At 45.8% G+C, this 18,808-nt stretch carries 13 protein-coding genes; 3 read left to right on the forward strand and 10 right to left on the reverse strand.

Annotated elements, in window-relative coordinates:
- Positions 1-13: 13 nt before the first annotated feature.
- Positions 14-223, forward strand: a complete 210-nt coding sequence (locus GQF01_RS04595) for an alpha/beta-type small acid-soluble spore protein (protein ID WP_127450781.1) — start codon at positions 14-16, stop codon at positions 221-223.
- A 93-nt stretch (positions 224-316) separates the two neighbouring features.
- Here GQF01_RS04595 and GQF01_RS04600 read toward each other — a convergent pair whose 3' ends face one another.
- Positions 317-1,156, reverse strand: a complete 840-nt coding sequence (locus GQF01_RS04600; RefSeq protein ID WP_235958924.1) for a squalene/phytoene synthase family protein — start codon at positions 1,154-1,156, stop codon at positions 317-319.
- A 160-nt stretch (positions 1,157-1,316) separates the two neighbouring features.
- Between GQF01_RS04600 and GQF01_RS04605 the strand changes: the two genes are divergently transcribed.
- Positions 1,317-1,985 (forward strand): SIMPL domain-containing protein, encoded by a 669-nt coding sequence (locus tag GQF01_RS04605; RefSeq protein WP_161405688.1) that lies wholly within the window; start codon positions 1,317-1,319, stop codon positions 1,983-1,985.
- Position 1,986: 1 nt separating this feature from the next.
- Here the strand turns inward: GQF01_RS04605 and GQF01_RS04610 are convergent, their stop codons facing one another.
- Both GQF01_RS04610 and GQF01_RS04615 read right to left on the reverse strand, forming a co-directional pair.
- Positions 1,987-2,862: a cation diffusion facilitator family transporter gene (locus GQF01_RS04610; protein ID WP_161406431.1), complete on the reverse strand. Its 876-nt coding sequence runs from the start codon at positions 2,860-2,862 to the stop codon at positions 1,987-1,989.
- A 130-nt stretch (positions 2,863-2,992) separates the two neighbouring features.
- Positions 2,993-5,443 carry an excinuclease ABC subunit UvrA gene (locus GQF01_RS04615; protein ID WP_161405689.1) on the reverse strand — a complete coding sequence of 817 codons (2,451 nt, stop codon included), beginning with the start codon at positions 5,441-5,443 and terminating at the stop codon, positions 2,993-2,995.
- Positions 5,444-5,612: 169 nt separating this feature from the next.
- Between GQF01_RS04615 and GQF01_RS04620 the strand changes: the two genes are divergently transcribed.
- Complete coding sequence (locus GQF01_RS04620) at positions 5,613-6,239, forward strand: nitroreductase family protein (protein WP_161405690.1); 627 nt, start codon at positions 5,613-5,615, stop codon at positions 6,237-6,239.
- Between the two features lie 327 nt (positions 6,240-6,566).
- Here GQF01_RS04620 and GQF01_RS04625 read toward each other — a convergent pair whose 3' ends face one another.
- The 7 genes from GQF01_RS04625 to GQF01_RS04655 all read right to left on the reverse strand — a co-directional run bounded on the left by GQF01_RS04625 (position 6,567) and on the right by GQF01_RS04655 (position 18,697).
- Positions 6,567-8,840 carry a chondroitinase-B domain-containing protein gene (locus GQF01_RS04625; RefSeq protein WP_235958930.1) on the reverse strand — a complete coding sequence of 758 codons (2,274 nt, stop codon included), beginning with the start codon at positions 8,838-8,840 and terminating at the stop codon, positions 6,567-6,569.
- Between the two features lie 269 nt (positions 8,841-9,109).
- The gene (locus tag GQF01_RS04630) at positions 9,110-11,353 is read right to left on the reverse strand and encodes a glycosyl hydrolase family 95 catalytic domain-containing protein (protein WP_161405691.1); all 2,244 of its coding nucleotides are present in this window, start codon (positions 11,351-11,353) and stop codon (positions 9,110-9,112) included.
- 16 nt (positions 11,354-11,369) lie between these two features.
- Positions 11,370-12,248 (reverse strand): carbohydrate ABC transporter permease, encoded by an 879-nt coding sequence (locus GQF01_RS04635; protein WP_202556081.1) that lies wholly within the window; start codon positions 12,246-12,248, stop codon positions 11,370-11,372.
- 18 nt (positions 12,249-12,266) lie between these two features.
- Positions 12,267-13,199, reverse strand: coding sequence for an ABC transporter permease (locus tag GQF01_RS04640; RefSeq protein WP_235959162.1), 933 nt, complete (start codon positions 13,197-13,199; stop codon positions 12,267-12,269).
- Positions 13,200-13,313: 114 nt separating this feature from the next.
- Positions 13,314-14,954: an extracellular solute-binding protein gene (locus tag GQF01_RS04645; RefSeq protein WP_161405692.1), complete on the reverse strand. Its 1,641-nt coding sequence runs from the start codon at positions 14,952-14,954 to the stop codon at positions 13,314-13,316.
- A 205-nt stretch (positions 14,955-15,159) separates the two neighbouring features.
- Positions 15,160-17,484, reverse strand: coding sequence for a helix-turn-helix domain-containing protein (locus GQF01_RS04650; protein WP_161405693.1), 2,325 nt, complete (start codon positions 17,482-17,484; stop codon positions 15,160-15,162).
- 85 nt (positions 17,485-17,569) lie between these two features.
- Positions 17,570-18,697 carry an alginate lyase family protein gene (locus tag GQF01_RS04655; RefSeq protein ID WP_161405694.1) on the reverse strand — a complete coding sequence of 376 codons (1,128 nt, stop codon included), beginning with the start codon at positions 18,695-18,697 and terminating at the stop codon, positions 17,570-17,572.
- Between the last annotated feature and the right edge of the window lie 111 nt (positions 18,698-18,808).

An 18,808-nucleotide genomic window follows, 5' to 3' on the forward strand; every position in this document is an offset into this window, starting at 1 on the left:
GAGTGATTTATCCATGGCAAACAATAGTACATTAGTGGTTCCTCAAGCAAAAGCAGCTTTAAATCAAATGAAATACGAAGTAGCTCAACAACTAGGAATTCCGCTTTCACCTGACGGTTACAATGGGAATCTCGCGACTCGCGACGCAGGCTCTATTGGTGGCAGCATCACAAAAAGATTGGTCCAAATGGCTGAGCAACAACTTCAAGGTTTCCAACGTTAATATTTTGTCTTAGATGCAAACACAAAAAAGACTCCACTCACCTTCCTCCTCCTGGTGAATGTAGTCTTTTTTTCTATCCTATGATGAATCCGTTTAGCCAGATACTCGGCTCACAATTTTGAGAACGGCATCTCTTGTTAATTTGTTACCGCCAACAGCGATGAGATTAACCGTAGCATGAGCAAGCGCTAATGGGATTTTGCAAAATTTCAATGCCGGACCTTCCTTAAGGTCAGCGATATAGGAATCAGCAAGTTGTAAATTGCGGCGTGTGTATTGCTGCATTTCCTTGAATCCCCAGCCATCTGGGAAAAAGTCAACGCCGCGCTTCAGATCCTCTCCTCTATTTCGGAGGATATTAACCGCCTGCAGTCCTCTTCCGAAGCCAATTGCCTTCGTGCGATCGGACTCAGTCCCGTCATGCCACAACCATAGTTCGGAAAGCATCTCTCCAACCATACCCGCAACGCTATAGGTATAGCGGTCCAAATCCTCTTCCGTATGGATGTTCCACCCTTTTTGAACCCAATCTGCCATATCTAAAGACATCTTCGCGATGTACGAAAATACAATAGGTGCTCCCGTAGATGGACAGAGTTGCGCCCACTCATCAAGCTGCATGGTTACAGCTGGCAATACCGCTTTATACGGCGATAATACATGTTGTATATCAGCAATTGGCTGTGGGGATTGAAATGCTTTATGTATCCCGGTTAATAATTGAACTTTCAATGGATCAGCGAGATCATCATGATCCTCGATCTCGTCTATAGCTCGCATACACAGATAGGCTGATGTTACAGCCTCCTTCAAGCCTAAATCCAAACCATTAATAGGTATATAAAAAGTACGGCTTGTTTCCTTCAACATGGTCATTGCATCATTCAGGACGACGTTATTAATGAATTCTCCCTCCAAGTAATCGTTTAGCATTTAACTTATTCGTAGCTAGATATCAATGATAACACACGTTGACATTGTCAATCCAAATTTAATGATCATTTCTCTACAAAGCCCCCGCAAGCGTCCCGTTATGTTTCAGGTGAAATCCTCATACATTGGGTAATGACTGCCACTAGAAAGGAGTCCTTCCATGTACGGGTATCCTATTAACAGATCAGCATTCCCTACGCGTTCAAACCATTCATCCACCATAGAAGTCCTAGGTGAGGGGAACGTGACTGCAGCACCTGACCGGGCTGTGATCGTGCTTGGCGTTGTGACAGATGGACCTAACTTGCAAGCCATTCAGACGGAAAACGCCAAAGCCATAAGCAACGTTATCCAATCCTTGATGAGTCTTAATATACCCAGAGAAAAGATACAAACGCATGAATATCGTATAGAAATCGTTCATGATTATGTGGATGGCAAACAAATCTTTCGAGGTTATAAAATCACCCATCTCCTACAAATCACGACGGATCATGTAGCTCAGACAGGAAACCTTGTTGATACTGCCGTTTCAAATGGCGCGAATAATGTTACTAGCATTCAGTTTACTATAGCACATCCAGAATTTTATGAGAATCAAGCATTGTCAATTGCCATACAAAATGCTCGTCAAAAAGCTATTACCATCGCTAATACGCTCGGTGTGACCCTTGGATCGGTTCCTTCTCACGTACAGGAACCTTCGCGGACAGCAGGACCTGTACCCTACATGACGGCCAAATTTGCTGCAAGCGCGGTTGAAAGCTCAATTGAACCTGGACAATTAACAATAAAAGCTGCGGTTCGCGTGTGGTTTTTATTTGCTTAAATCACTTAGCTGGTTCGTAATGAACATGGACTTCAAAAACTTCGGACGTCTTCTTTAATTCATTTTCTACTTTGGTAGCAATATCATGGGCTTTTTGAAATTCCAAATCTGCCTTGATCGAAAGAACAACGTCAACAACCGCATTACTTCCGTAGTTTCTAGCGCGGAGGTCTTGCACACTTTCAACGCCTTCGACTTGCAGCACCGTATCTTTGAAAGCTTGAATAGCTGTTTCATCGAAACCATCTGATAAATAATGAGAGGCTTCACGGAATATGTCCCATGCGGTTTTACATATAATAACTCCAACCAATACCGCGGTCAAAGGGTCAAGCCACGGCAAACGAAATTGGGAACCCATGATGCCAATGACGGTCCCGATACTAACAAAAGCATCGGATAAATTATCTTTTGCTGCGGCCATAACGGCTTGACTTTTTACTTTTTGGGCAAGATTTTTATTATAGCGATACACGACATACATGACAGTCGCACAGAAAACTCCTGTCCACACAGAAATGAGATCCGGCGCCTGCTCTTTCGCTTGAAAAATCGATTTTATGGCCGTTATAAAGACATCCAGACCAACTGCCATCATGATGAAGGATGCGACTAAAGAGGCAATTGTCTCGGATTTCCAATGCCCATATGGATGGTCTTCATCTGCTGGTTTCTGAGCCAATTTCAAACCGATTAACACGGCAATCGATGCCACAATATCCGTCGCATTGTTTAAACCATCCGCTTTCAAAGCCTCCGAACCTGCTATATGTCCAACGATTAACTTCAAAGCAGAAAGGCATATGTAGGCCACAATGCTGATGATAGCTCCCCGTTCTCCCATTTTCAAATTCTCATATCTCATCTCTTGTTCCATCATACCGCTGAGCTCCCCTCGGCTTTTCGTTGCGCTTGTTAATAATATCAACCGAAGTTTGTGTGGGTCTAGAGAAACGTTTTTTCATAGGGGAGAAAAAATAGGGAGGGGTAAAGAATGTTGCCTCGAGCTAAAATTTCAATGTAAAATATTTGCCGGTAATCGAACCCGGATTGTTCTTCAACGATTGCGGCGATCCTTCTGCTATGACCCTCCCGCCTTTTGCTCCTCCTTCTGGACCAAGCTCGATAAGCCAGTCGCAAACCTCCAGAACCTCAAGATTATGCTCAATTACGATGACGGAATTCCCCTTCGAGACAAGCTCATTCAACAGCTTGATGAGTTGGGCCGTGTCATATAAGCTTAGACCGGTAGTCGGTTCATCCATGACGTAGAGGATATTGCCTTTTCTTTGTTTGCCAATTTCCTTTGCTAACTTGAGCCTTTGGGCTTCTCCTCCGCTCATCGTCGAGGTTGGCTGGCCGAGCGTAATATAACCCATGCCGATTCGTTTCATAACTTCCAACGTGTTCACGATTACCCGATACTCCTTAAAGAAGGAAACAGCTTCCGACACTTGCAAATCAAGAATCTCCGAAATCGTTTTGCCTTTGTACCGAACTTTCAGCACCTCTTCCTTGTAGCGTTTGCCTTTACACTTGCCACACGTCGTATAGATCTTCATATGCGCACCTGGAAAAATCGCGTTACGACCACTGCCGCTGCACGCCTGGCAGGCGCCTTCCGAATTAAAAGAAAAGTGCCCCGCGGACAGCTGGAGCCGTCTTGCTTCGGGTTGATCGGCAAACAACTTACGGATTTTGTCCCAGATTTTAATATAAGTAATCGGGCTCGAGTTCACGTTTCTTCCGATCGGCGCTTGTGAGACTTCCGTGAAGCCTGAAAGGTATTCTAGGCCGTCCAGTCCTTCCGCTTTCGTTTCGATAAACGTAAAATCGTCCTGGAAGTCACTCTGGTCGTCTTCCATATTCGCCCCTCGGCTGTTTGTCGAGTGTTCGCGGAAATTGCTTCTCAAGAATGGGATTAGCGTATCGGAAATGAGCGAGCTTTTCCCACAACCGGAAACGCCAGCGACACCAACAAGAACACCAAGTGGGAACGATACAGTCACATCCTTCAAATTGTTCGTTCTAGCATGCCGGATGGTCAACCTTGGGGTAAAAACATCATCCCTGAAGATGTTGGTTTTCAATAATCTAGTCGGCATGTTGGCTCTCCCTGACAAATACTGCCCTGTCAACGAATTTTGGCATTGCAGTAAACCTGCATAACTGCCCTCATAGATGACTTGCCCGCCTTCGATCCCAGCTTTAGGCCCGATGTCAATAATGTAGTCTGCCATTTCGATTGTGCTTTTGTCATGTTCTACTACGATGACGGTATTACCCAATTCCTTGAGCGCATAAATCGACTTGAGTATCTCGACTTTTTCCGATTCATGCAAACCTACCGTCGGCTCATCTAGAATATAGATGATAGATTCCATCTTCGATTCCAGATGGGAGTTAAGAAATAACCTTTGAATTTCTCCGCCGCTTAAGGAAGACATCTCCCTGTAAAGGGAAAGATGCCCCAAGCGGGCATGGACTAATGATGAGAGTTTACGCAGAATATCACTAAGCAGATTCATACCGAACTGCGTATATTCCCTTTGTTCCAGAGCAGATTCGAAAAAGTTTTTCGCTTCCACAAGCGTCATCTTGCCAACTTCTCCAAAATTCCTTCCGTTGATAACAACGCTGAGCGCATCTGGACCGATGCGGAATCCAAAGCACTCGGGACAAGTGATCAGATCGTAGAGACCACTCAAATATTCGCCTTTCTTATGACGATTTTGCAATATCCGGGACAGACAAAAGCTTTGATTGGCACTGTTTTTATTCATATAGTGACCATTCATCACTTCATCTTTCATCTCCTCAGACAATGCCGAGAACGACATATCCATGTGGGATTTAAGATTTCGCTCCAGCACTCTGCCGATACCCGGCGTTACACCGATCGATTCGAACATTTCGCGTACCGTTGTCCGGTCATTCGGCACCAATTTCTCCATATTGACATGATAGTAAGCGCCGCGTCCGGAGCATCTCATGCACATGCCATTAGGATTGTTGTAGGAAAAGCAGACTCGTCCCAGCCGTTCCTTCTCTCTCCCGCATTCGCTGCAGGAGGTCAAGCCGTTCCCCATAATTGTCTTGCAGTTGGAACAAGGCATTTGGCCTTCACTGGTAAAAAGTTGACTAAGAAGACCTAGAAGATACGTCCTCGAACCGACTGTTGACCGGGGATTGCTTTGACGCACAATACTTTGTTGTACAGCGACCGTTGGCCCTATACCAGAAATGCTGTCGAACTTTCGCTCGTCTTCGAGTCCCGTGAACATCCCAATTGATTGCAGATATTCTCTGCGTCCTTCCTCGAAAATGATATCGAACATTAGGCTGGATTTGCCTGATCCACTGACACCTGTTGCGACAATTAGCTTGTTTTTGGGGATGGAGATATTGATTTCCTTGAGGTTATGAACACGGGCGCCAGTAATAGTTATACTCTTCATTTGTCCCTCTCCTTCACTGTAATATCCTTCCTTTATTGTATACAATATACTAAAAATAGAAGCAAGCTATTTTGATATTTTGATGGTTTGACGATTGACATTCTTGTAAACATAGTCATATGATTCGTGTATACATAAGTCTAGTAGATCATATAGGAGGCATACATCAATGAGTGATTTTTCAACAATTGTTAAAGAACGTAGATCGGCCAATGCATTCATCCCGAATATTGAAATCCCGAACGAAGACTTGAATGACATTCTGAATACGGTGAAATTTGCTCCATCTGCTTTTAACCTGCAACATGCTCACTACATCATTGTTAAAGACCCAACTACAAAAGATGAGGTTTACAAAGCGGCTTATAAACAATATAAAGTTCAAACGGCTTCAGCTGTTATTCTCATATTGGGTAACCTTGATGCTTATAAAGACGCTGCTAGATTGAACGAAGGTTTACTGCAACTTGGGGTAATCAGCAAACAGGAATATGACATGACGGTGGAAGATGTTACGAATTTTTATGAAAATCGAGGAGATGACTTTAAGCGCGACGAAGCGATCCGTAATGCCAGTCTCTCTGCGCAACTCTTTATGCTTGCTGCCAAAGAAAAAGGCTGGGATACATGCCCTATGATTGGCTTTGACCCCGAAATGATGCGCCAAATCCTGCATATTCCCGATAATTATGTTCCAGCCCTACTCCTCACGATAGGGAAAGAAGACTTAGAGAAACGCAGACCGCGTGGCTACCGCAAGCCTGTGGGAGAGTTCGTAAGCTTTGATCGCTTCTAAAAGGGGACCAGCAGGCTGATTAGAATAAACACAAAAATCCCGGCGAGGAAGAACTCGTCGGGATTTTTGTGAGCTAACGGACTGAAATGACTCTATTTGCTGCTTTTGGGACAGGAATTGCAGCTAACGGACCCATGTGTCGCTAATGGACAAGAAGACACTGAAATCAGCAACAAATTCAATAGATAACGGCACCTCAGTCCGTTAGCTTCTTAAATCCAGCCAAATAAACAAAATAACGGCGTATAGGTCCGTTACAGGGATTAGGGTGGTTGAGCATCTCATTGTGTCCGTTAGACTCACTATAGGCACAAATCACCCAGGCTATCACGGAGATAAAGGCCCTACCTCCGCAACCGTTAACGGATGATTCACAAATACAGCATTTCCAGACTGTTCATCTGCTCCAACATCAGCAGTTAAACGCGCTTCACCGTCCATATCCTCTGTTACAAATGGATAATTGCCCACGGCAGCATTGATCGCCGGGCTGGTAGACGAAAGCTTTTGCAAACCATTTACGGTGGTGAATAACGGATTAATAGAACGAATCTGCGCTGCTGTGCGTGAGGCGTTATTGGTTAACGTACTGCCATACCCCATATTACCTTGGAATGTCGTATTAGTGGTTACATTTTCCAAGTAAAGAGTACCCGTCGTATTTCTCACAATGTTGTTAGCAATCGTGCTGTCTTGTGGAGCATAGGTTTTGCCCGCATTCCCAATAACGATGCCTGTGGAACTGTTCACGATCGTGTTATTCATAATCTGTGCGCGGTATACTTTCCACTGTGCCCTCAAATCGTCATCAGACGGATTAGCCGGATAACCTCCCGTACCACCATCATAATTGCCGCTATCTACGAAGATTGCCGCCTCCGTTAAATTCTCCATATAGTTATTATAGATTTTATGGTCATTTCCATAAATACGGATTCCTCCTTCTTCAGACTCCACCCCGTCGCCAAGAAAGAAATTTCCGTAAAACGAGTTGTTATGACCGTGCCTGGAAGTCAGTCCTCCCTTTGACGTTTTAAAAGTGTTATAGCGCACTGTGTTGTTGCTGCTTTTTACCGAAACGATTTCAGGCTCTCCATCGCAATTTTCGAATAAATTGTACTGGATCGTATTGTAGCCATTAGACAAGGAAATACCGGATAGTCCGAGTCTGATCGTTTCTTTGCCGTTGTCTACCCATGGACCGATGCCATGGAAATAATTGTATTCAATCACATCATACTGAGAGATATGCCCGTTGTTATCACCTTGGTAGGCAATAAGCGGTTCTGTATCGCTTTTGGGCCCGAAATCGTTGTGATCAATCCGGTTGTGGTGGCTGTTGACGCCACTAACTTGCAGCCAGATTAAACCGGCCCCCGTTGGCAGCAGGGCGAAGCTATTTCGGGTAACCCGGATGTTGTTAGAGCCATCTAAAAGGAGCCCTGTTTTACCCAAATTCGCAAACTTTAGCCCTTCAACGATGATGTTCGAACTATTTTTTATTTGCAATGCAGCGCCCCCGGAAATGATCGCCTGGCCTTGATTAGCTGCCTTAATCCGGATGGGGCTGGACGTTGTGCCGTTTTTCCCATTGATAACGAATTCAGTCGTTTGCGCATAATTACCATTTGCCAAAACAATGGTCGAACCAGGAACCGCTGAGTTCAGCGCAAGTGCAAATTCGCCAGCTGTGGAGACAGGCACGAATCCATAAACTTCGACTTCGGTATAGCTATTCCAGGCATTGACGGAGTTTCCGTGGCCGACAATTCGCACATACCGGCTTAAAGCAGTATCGGGGAAATCAAAAGTTTGCAGTCCAGTGGTCAGGCTGCTCGTTACGTTCGCTTGGATTGTCGTATACGCAATGCCGTCCTGGGACGTTTGAATGTCAAAACTGGATGTTCGCGTATCGCCATTTATGAAGGCCATTTTCAAATAAGCGACTGTCGACTTCGTTCCCAAATCAATCCGGAGCCACTGGCCATCGCCACTCGCCGACCAGCGAGTAGTCAGGTTTCCATCTGCCGCATTGGCAGCGACGTTCCCGTCATCCGAACTAGCAGACAACGCTGAGCCGGGGACTATAAATTTGGTGCTAAGAGGAGGAGCGCTTGAGGAATCCCCGTATATCTCCACTTCAGAGTAACTGTTCCAGGCGCTAACGGAATTCCCGTGACCCACGATTCGTACATACCGGACAGGATCAGCATCGGGAAAATCAAACGTCTGCAAAGCTGCGCTCAAGCTGCTCGTAACGTTCGCCTGAATCGTTGTAAAACTGATATTATCGGTCGATGTCTGAATATCGAAGCTGGATGTCCTTGTGTCGCCATTCAAAAAAGCAATCTTGATGAATGCGACTTTCATGTCGGCGTTCAGCTTAAACTGAATCCACTGCCCATCTCCACTTGCCGACCATCGAGTTGCCAAGTTACCATCAACTACATTGGCTGCAACGTTGCCGTCATCAGCACTTGCCGTGACATTCGACGATGGAATCGTCAATTTCGTGTCTAGTGCGAAGCCAGCTTGGGGGAACATCGTGAACAATAAACTCGTTAACAAGAGTACTGCACATAGAAAACGGCCTGCTTTCATTAATACACACCCTCTCCAAACTCATAATTAAAACGCTTACATTTGTACTGTTGAGTGCGCACTCAATGTCAATCTTACCCTCCAATCCCTGGAATGATAATCATCACTTTCTTAAATTCATCATTAAAATCACAACTGCCCATCACAATTTTGAAAAATTTTGAAAATAGACCCTTATTTCCGAAACAAAAACACCCGCAATGCGGAATCAATCCACATTTTGCGGGTGTTGTACGCTGTTATCGACACTTAAGCGAACAAGCCGTCCATCATGACTCGCCCGAATGAAAGCCATAAAGCCGCCAAGGCTTATGTCCTCCAAAATAACGCGTTACTTTATCTGTTCCTTCAACTGAACACACGCGCAGATCCGGTACGACTTCGCCTTGATAAAGAATAACCGCTTCACCGGCATCCAACTCAAGCGATATTTCACCGTCGATGAACGCTTCTCCAGTTACACGAACCACTTGGTCACAACCGATAATGTGCCAGTGAACAAGCCCCTTCCACCCCGTCTTGATCAGACATGGCTCCCCAGCCAAGCTCTTCACTCTGATCCACTGCGTGACGGCATCTTTGCGAACAGCGCCGACAAGGAAAGCGCCTTCAGCGCGCAAATCATGGAACGCCAGCTCCGTCCAAGCTTCTGGCACAGCCGGAAACACACGTAGCTTGCAGCCCCAACTCTGAAGCAGCATATCGTGAATCGACTCCGCTCCAGCCAGCGGTGTTTCGATAACCGGTCCCGCTTCCTTGTACATCGTATTCGGCTTGATGATAAGCAGTAGCGATTGCAGCAATCGCATCGCCACATCCCCCCAACCAAGAACAGCGGCAATTGAGGCTGCCCCAGTCATGCTGAATCCGCGAAGATCACCTTCTTTGGCCAACCAATGACGCAAAGAAGTTGCGATTAAGGCCTGCTCCTCTTCCGTTTCTCCTCCTACGAGATGCAGTGGAAAAATCGCCAGCAAGTGGCTGAAGTGACGATGCCCGTAAGCAAGCGGCATCTCTTGTCCAATCATATATCCCGTCTCATCGACGGGAAGCGGAACTAGCTTCTTCAATATGCCTTCCCATTCCGGAATTAGTAGATCCTTCGACTCCAGCCTTTGGCAGATATGAAGCAATGTCTCGCATCCCCAGCGAAGCAAGGAAAGATCATAATGGCAATCCCTTACTGTGGTCCGCATGAAAGAGCCGTATTCTGGTGAAATCGTCGGCGGCAGATGAAGGAAACCGTCTGTTCCCTCCTCTAACAAATGCCTGTAGTAGTTTACGCTGCGTTTTAAAATCGGGAATAAAACCTCTCCCAGCATCTTTTCGTCCATGGAATATCGATAATGCCGCCATATACTATGGCAAATCCAAGTTAAATTTCCGACCTCATCTTCGACTTGAGCCCGTAAATCGAAGCTGCAGCTGCGCCCTAATCCAGCCGAATCATGCCGACAATCTTCCGGTATATTCAGAATTAAGTTATCCCAGTTGTCCTTTAATGAACGAACAAGCGATTCTCCCATTTCCAATCGATTGCTTGTATACACCGGCGAATAACTCATCTGCACGTTCATATTAAACCAAACACCTGGCCATGGTGTGGACGTGAGCCACGGCCCTTGATTATCGATCAGTGGCTTGTCTGCTCGGGTTGCCGATGCCAATTTGTACATCTGAATCCAGTAAAAGCTTTCCAGACGGCCATCCGGCAACGAAACGAAACTCTGACGATAATACTGGTGCCACCAATCACGGTGAGCCTGCACCCATTCTTCAAAGTTTGCCGTAGAAGCCTGCTTCACTGCCTCTACCGCTTCAGCAATTGCCGATTCATTATGCCCACTTGCAATGGATAGCCAGTAGATACGGCGATTCGGTGATACCTGCACATCCTTCCAGGCAGTCACACAGCCATCCCCGCCGGAATAGCGCTGTGTGCACACATGTATGCCGTCCTCTACTTCCGTGTGTTCCACTTCAGTCTCCGGCATATATTGATTCAAATTCACGCCGTCCGCATTTTTCAGAACAGGATCAACTTCCGGATAAGCATACCATTCACATCTTGCATCGCTTTCGCCAACTGTCGTCTCGATTTCCACGGCTATCACTGGGTAGAGACTGTGTACAAGCGAGCGAAGCTTGACCTCTCCGCTCGTTGTCGTAAGCGTTGCCTGCAATTCAGCATGCCATAAGCTAACCCGCATTTGCGTCGGATGATAGATTCTCCCTGCCAATTCCAGATCCAGCTCACCGAGCGGAACACGTGGAGGAAATCCAGGTTTGTCCGTTCGTATTGCCGTCACATCCGTGCGCCCGGTGACCATGCGGAGTACATGCCGTTTGCTTGCATGTTCCTCCCCATATACCATTGTGCCAAGTAGACCGTTGCCAAGGAAAGCCCCTTCATCCCAGCTAACAGGCTTTACTACCCATTCCATATCGTTAGCTGCCATGAAACGTTCCCAATCTACATCCAAGTGAACCGCTGAGCTGTTGCTTTCTTTCACGCCAAAACCCCCATCTTTATCCTTTGATGGCACCAATTAGAGCACCTTTGACAAAATATTTCTGCAAAAATGGATAAACGAACAAAATCGGCACGGTAGCAACGATAATCGTCGCATACTTCAAAGTAGCGGCAAGCATTGCCGCATCCCCATCCGAAGCGCCCGTATTCGCGTTGGCTTCCCCTTGCAGCAGGATTTCCCTGAGCACTAATTGCAGCGGATAGAGCGAACGCTCTTGCAGAAAAATCATCGCATTGAACCAGGAGTTCCAATGGCTCACACCGTAGTACAGCAGCATCACGGCAATTACCGGCATGGAAAGTGGCAGTACAATTCGGAATAAAATAACGAAATCATTCGCTCCGTCCATTTTGGCCGACTCCTCAAGCGCATCTGGAATGGCTTCGAATGCGGTTTTCATCAGAATCAGGTTAAATGTATTGATTGCCTGCGGAATGATAAGCGCCCACAAGGAATCAACTAGCCCCACTCCCTTGACCGTCAAGTAAAGGGGAATCAACCCTCCACTAAAAAACATCGTAAAAATGATGAACAACATAAGTGGTTTACGATACTGTAAGCTCTTGCGCGAGAGAGCATAAGCTCCGAATGCGGTCAGAGTAATATTAAGTGCTAAGCCCATCAACACGACAAATAACGTATTCCCGTAGCCTTTTATAATCATCGGATTGCGGAAGACATTCGTATAAGCATCAAGCGAGAAGCCGATGGGACGCCATAAGATCCCTTTGTGCCCCATCAGGCTTCCGGCATCACTGACTGAAGCGAACGCTACATAAAGCAGCGGATATACGGTAAGCACCATCAACAGGAGCAGCAGCACCGTATTGATATAATCAAAACATCTCTCAGAGACGCTCACTTTGTTCAGCATGATATCTCTCTCTCCTTTTTACCACAAGCTCGTATCGTTAAATTTGCGGCTTAACCAGTTGGATGAAATGAGCAGGACAAAATTGATGACCGAGTTGAACAAGCCCACCGCTGAACTGAAACTATAATTGAAATCTTGCAGACCAACGCGATAAACGTATGAGGAAATAACGTCAGCTGTTTCGTAAGTACCCGGATTATACAGCAGAATGATTTTTTCAAAGCCGACATTCATCATCCGTCCGATATCGAGTATCAACAGAATAATGATGGTGGGCATAAGTCCTGGCAGTGTGACATGCGTCATTTGCTTCCATCGGCCAGCGCCGTCGATTTTCGCAGCTTCGTACTGCTCTTGGTCAATCCCGGTTAAAGCTGCCAGGAAGATGATCGTCCCCCAACCGATATTTTGCCAGATGCCTGAGGAGACATAGACGGTACGGAACAAGCTCGGTTCAAGCAAGAACGTCAGCCGTTCTCCACCGAAGAAAGCGACAACATCGTTGATCACACCTTCACTGGATGTGAAGTCTTTAAGAATCCCACAAATGACAATTAAAGAGATAAAGTGCGGCATGTACGTAATCGTTTGTACCGTTCTTTTGAACAAAGCATGCTTCAATTCGTTGAGCAAAAGCGCTAAAACAATCGGCGCCGGGAATCCAAATAACAGTTGATAGAAACTAATCAAAACGGTATTCTTGATGGTTCTCCAAAAGTAAGGTCCAGTAAAGAATTCACGGAAATGTTCAAATCCGACCCAATCACTCCCCCAAATGCCAAGTCTCGGGGAGAAATCCTTGAATGCTATGATAGCCCCATACATTGGCGCATAGTGAAACACAACATAATAAAGCAGAACAGGCAGCAGCATGACATATAGCAGTTTGTTTTTGCGAATATCCAGAAAAATCCCGAAATTTAATTTCCTTTTTTCTCCAAGGGTTGTCATCGGCTTGGTCTTGGAAATCATTGTGTTCATAGCATCACCCTCTCCATCCATGGCGCTGTTCTAGCAGAGGGTCGGAACGAACATCCTTCCTCTGCTAGAGTCGCCGCAGATTAATTATCGCTTATTGTATCGATCTAGAGCACCTTGATAGATTTGGGTGACCTTGTCGATTCCCATCTCTTTAATCCGTTTCACATAGTCATCGAATTTGTCGATTGGCTCTTTACCCATCACAAATTTAACAAACATCTCTTCTTTGTAACTCGTAATAGCTGTATTTAATTTGGCCAATTCTTTGCTTTCCTCGGCTGTCGGCGTCAAGAAGAGCGGCATAACGTGCTTGACTGCGTCTGTTTGTTCCCAAATTTTGATTGCTTCATCCTGCTCTTTGAACGTATTGAAACTTTTCCGGCTATCACCTAGGAATGGACCATTCGGCTTCGTGTACTGGGAAACCATTTGCTGCAGGTTATATTTAGGATCTTTCGTGATTTTCTCAGAAAATTTAGGTACACCATTATCCAAGGCGTAGCTTTCGCCTTCAATACCGAAGTTAAAGAGCATGCTGCCTTTTGGGCTATACGCGTAATCCATCCATTTGACAGCCAGCTCCGCATGTTTAGAATCACCTGATACTGCTTTACTTGCTACAGGATTGTATTTAAAGTCACGTTGACCTATGAAAGCGCACTCGCCTTTGTTCAAAGTAGGATAAGGAGCCGCAACGAGTTGGAACTTCGGATTTTTCTTTTTGCCGGTATCCATCCATCTGCCCATACCTCCGCTCAATAAGCCAACAGTTGCACCCGAGGCATCACTCATCAATTTGGTGTCCAGCGATTTGGAGTCCGTGTTCAGCGCAAAATCTTTATCCAGCAAGCCTTCTGCATACCATTTGTGCAGCAATGCCAGTGCATCTTTGAATTGAGGATCTGTTGGCCCATATTTCACTTTGCCCTGATCGTCGATATAGAAGCGATTTGCTGTTTTGAAAGCACCAATGAATGCATCTTGGATATTCAATTCATTGCTGTACAGAGCTGAAAACGGTGCTGTTGCCCCTTTTTTCTCCTTGAAAGCTTTAAGAACCGTATACCACTCGTCGATCGTCGTAGGCACTTGAAGGTTTAACTCATCCAACCAGTCTTTGCGGATCATCGGTCCCCTGAATACTAAGCCGTTGTCTGGACGAATCATAGGAAATGCATAATAGGTGCCATTATCCGTCTTGATCATTTTGTCCAGCTCTTTATCCTGCTGAAGCAATTTCTTTAAATTTGGCGCATTTTTATCGATTAAATCGTTCAGAGGAAGGATGACCTTATCTGTGATCGCTTTCTCAGGTCCGCCTGGATAGGCTGCAGCTCCGCCGCCGCCCCAATTGTATTCAATGACATCCGGCAAATTGTTTGAAGCGATAAGCAGGTTGAATTGATCCTTCGATTGACCGTCTGCTGGATGCGTATACTTCACCTTAACGCCTGTTTCGCTCTCTAATCGCTTACCGAAAGGCGCTTCAGCCAAATTAGGGACGAATGACGCCAGATTCGTGTCGATCTGCTCCCAGGATGTTAACGTTTCTTGTGTTGTAATCGGGTATTGTCCTGCTGCGCTGGATGGTGTTGCTGTCGTTTTTGCCGCTCCTGTTTCACTTGGCGCTCCTGTATTCACTTTGGAACAAGCGACGAACATGCTGGATGCTACTACAACACTTAGCGCCAGACTAATTGATTTTCTCTTGGAATGTTTCCTCATAGGTAATCCCCCTCGTATGATCTAGTGCAAATTCTCATCTCGCTGCACCATGGCTTAAGTATGGATGGCAAAGCGCCCTTTTGAATATCGTCAAAACTGCAAATCCCCCTCTAAAATCCGTAAAATACAATCATCAGAATCCAAAATAGCTATTCAAAAAATGAAAAGCCGCGCAAGCAAGCTTGTACGACTCCCACAAATCAGATCACAATGGCTTCAGTTCTTTGTATTTACCAGGTGTAATACCCTCGAATTTCTTAAACGTCCGATTGAACGTATTGATATCGTTATACCCGACCTTCCGAGCAATCTCCATAATGGACAGGGGCTGTTCGGTTAGCAGCTTTTTGGCCTCTTCCAAACGTGTCCGGCTTATGAAATCAAGCAGCGCATCACCAGTTTGAGCTTTAAATTGCTTGGATAAATAGGAAGGCGTAATGCCGAACTTCTCTCCGATCATTGAAATGTTCAAGTTTTCCTCGGCGTAATTAGCCTTAACATAAGCACTAACAAGCTCGCCGAGTGGACTGTACTCCTGCTTGCGGTCAGCTTGGATGGACTGGCAGACCTGTTCGAGGATCGAGAGAATTTCTCTTTTCATTTCTTTCATGGTTTCACATTCTGATAAACGTTCCACAGGGTTGAATTGTTCCATGAAGGACTTTTTATTCCCTTGCGAACCGATCTCATTCATTGTTTTCAGCATCGTGCTGGCAAGATCGAACATCAGACATTTGCCGAGCGGCACCGACAAAACGGAATTGGAGCCATTTGTTTCAATAATATGCTCAATGATCGAACTCGACTTTTCATAATCGCCTATCTTGACGAAATTAATCAATTGCTGCTCTACATGCAGTGGATAATAGTAATTTCCGGCCTGCCGGACAGCCTCGGAGCTCGGTAATTCGTCGTAACGAATGATAGCTCCACTCCCTTTGACAAGTCTGTAAGCCATTGCTGACAACGCTTCTTGATACGCCTCAGCAATACTAAACAAATCTTCATGGATAGCGCTGATCGATACCGTCAAATGCACATGAAAATGATCAAGCAGGAATAATTTCACTGACTCAGCAACTCGCTGCAGCTCATCCATATCCGGTTCTTGAACGCCAAAATTAAAGATACATGCTTGCACATCGTCAATCTCCGTCGTGAAGCCTCTGTTCTGAAGGCCAATCACTTCTTCGACAACGTTCATTAGAATAAACTGCATCAATTTTACTTTCTGCGGATCTATCGCTACATCTTCCTGAAATTTGCCAAAATGATCAATATGAAACAAAAGTACGGCAAAATGCGGGGAATCCAGCCGAATATCGTGAGCAGAAAGCGATTCATGCACGGGAATGTCTTGCTCCAGGTTCCCTTTCAGCACCCCTTGCAAGAAATGGGAACGAATCGCGTCACGGTGCTGGTGCAGCCGGCGGTCAACCTGCTCTTTTTCCGCAAAGGTATTGTTGAGCGCATCTTGCAGAAAGCCGTACTCGTTGGTCCCCTCTGCAAACGATATCCCTGCTTTCATCGAGAAACTTCGAATGAGCAGATGAATTGGATTGTAATTTTTACGCAGGAACAAGAACGTAACCAACCCGCCCAGAAGAAGGCTAAGAATAATGCTTGCATACACCAAGCTTTTCATATACTTCATCTTATCGTCGAAGCGCTCGGCAGGAATCATTGACATGTACTTCCATCCTGTCCTAGCCGAGGTCGTATACGATACTGCGACTTTTTCTTTAGCCACATCACCGTAAAAAAGTCCGTTCTCACCCGTGAACTTATCATAGGTGAGAAAGTCAGGAGTTTGCTCTAGTCCACTGGAAGCAACTAGCCGATTCTCTTTATCGAGCACGGCGACAGACGTCGCTTCGGATGGCGGAAGATTGGCGAGCAGCTTGGAATCCTTCATGACAAACAGGAGCACAGCCCCAGGCTGATCCCGATTCGCAAGCGTAACGGACTTGGCAAACAGAACAGCTTTATACGCATTATCATCTTCCGTTATCGTAACCGGTGTATAGGCCTGAATGTAACGTTGATCTAAATATGTCTTCCACGCCTCATAGCCTTTGAGCGTCTGGCCGTCCAGCATTTGAAACAACTGTCGGCTATCTGTCCGATTGCGCGTGGATATGACAGTGTCGCTATTTTTGTAATACAGATAGATTTGTTCAATGAACTCATTAGCCGTCTGGTAGACCCGCAAATCATTGGAGATCGTGACTAAATCGTAGTAATCGTTATCCGTAAGCGGCTGCGAAGTATTAATAAAAGCGTTCACTTGTTTATTAAGCGAAATTTCCAAACTCAATCGCTCAATACCGCCTAGGCTGTTGTCGATTGCCAATTCCATCTGCTTCAGTGCGTTCGTGTTGGCGCGATTCACCTCCGATTCGACCACATGCCAGGAAGCCGCATATAAAATTCCGCTAATGATAATCGGAACGAGAAGAACCGAAATATAAGAAGTAAGCCAAGTAACGATGACACTGCGTTTATTGAACCGGATCCGATTAAACTTCATTAGCACTAACCCCTTATCGCCTTGATGTAACTGCTTTCATTTATTATATCGAAAATAGGTGGACCCGTCTTGTCGTTCTATCAACTCATAGCCAAAGCAGCGGTTGCCGAATCGCCATATTTCGTCTGACCTCTGCCTGCTGCGGGTTCTGATCGAGCGTTCTCCATAATGTAAGCAGCCTTTCAGAACCATAAGCATGCCCAGCGAACAATAAGAACGACATCGCGACTGGCCAATCATCATCGTATTCTACATCTGCTCCATAGGGCCACAACTGTTTATTTTCCAAATAGGGCAAAAGATAATGGATTCCTTTCCGAACGCCACGGCCATCTGAAAGCTGAAACTCCCATAGGTTATCTTCCTGCGTGGAGAGGATATGCGTAAGCGTCACCAAATTATCCAAGGTGAACAGCGAATAGGCATATGGTTTTGTACGAGACAATTCCCTTGGAAAACTGCCATCTACTGCCATTTGTTCCACGAGCAAGCGGCTCTTGTATTGTTCTCTGCACCAATCCAGCAACGTTTGATGACCAGTCAACTTCGCGAACGCCGCAGCCTGCACGAACCAGCAAATCCCGTGGTTATTGGGTTCGTTTCTTTCCTCCACCCCCTGCGGATGCTCGTTCATCCATTGCAAATAGTCAGCGAACCATAGCGTAACCTTATGTAGAACCTCTTGATCCGGCAAAGAGGTGTATTCACTTTTCAGCACATGAACAGCCGCCGCCACATCAATTAGATGCAGCGTATCGATGACCCCGATCCCTCGTCCGTTGCTTACACCAGGAATGGCTTGAGCATACAGCAGATGCGGATTCATTCGTGTATTCTCGTTGACAAAAAATGCGTCTAACAGCTGTACGGCTTTCGCTGCATACGGTTGCTCTCCCGTAATGCGGTAAGCGGAAGTCAATAAAGCGACCAAAGTCCGCATCCTTCTTAACAGGATCCGATGTTCATGGAAATTATCCGGATTGCTTTCACCATCCCGGCGAATATACGGCAGGCCATCTGAAGTGTTAGGATTCGGCCACCAGTAATCGCCGTTTGAATAATAATCGTGCTCATTCCCAGGGCTTTGCAGAGCTCTCGCTTCTGTGAGATGTACACTTGGAGAAGTACGTGCAGCTTCAGCCTCTTGGATAATAGACTTCAAATCCAAATCATTGCCCCAGTTCTCTTTATTTAGTTGGCAAATACCTTTCATGTTCCCAAGCCCCTCTTTATTCAAATGTATAAAGCACCAAATGCAGCAGATCAGCCCCGGAATTCCGGGAGGCCAAATCTGCTGCATACCATGTACCATTTATAAACAGAA

The organism is Paenibacillus silvestris (assembly GCF_009882985.1).
In the GTDB taxonomy this organism is placed as follows: domain Bacteria; phylum Bacillota; class Bacilli; order Paenibacillales; family NBRC-103111; genus Paenibacillus_E; species Paenibacillus_E silvestris.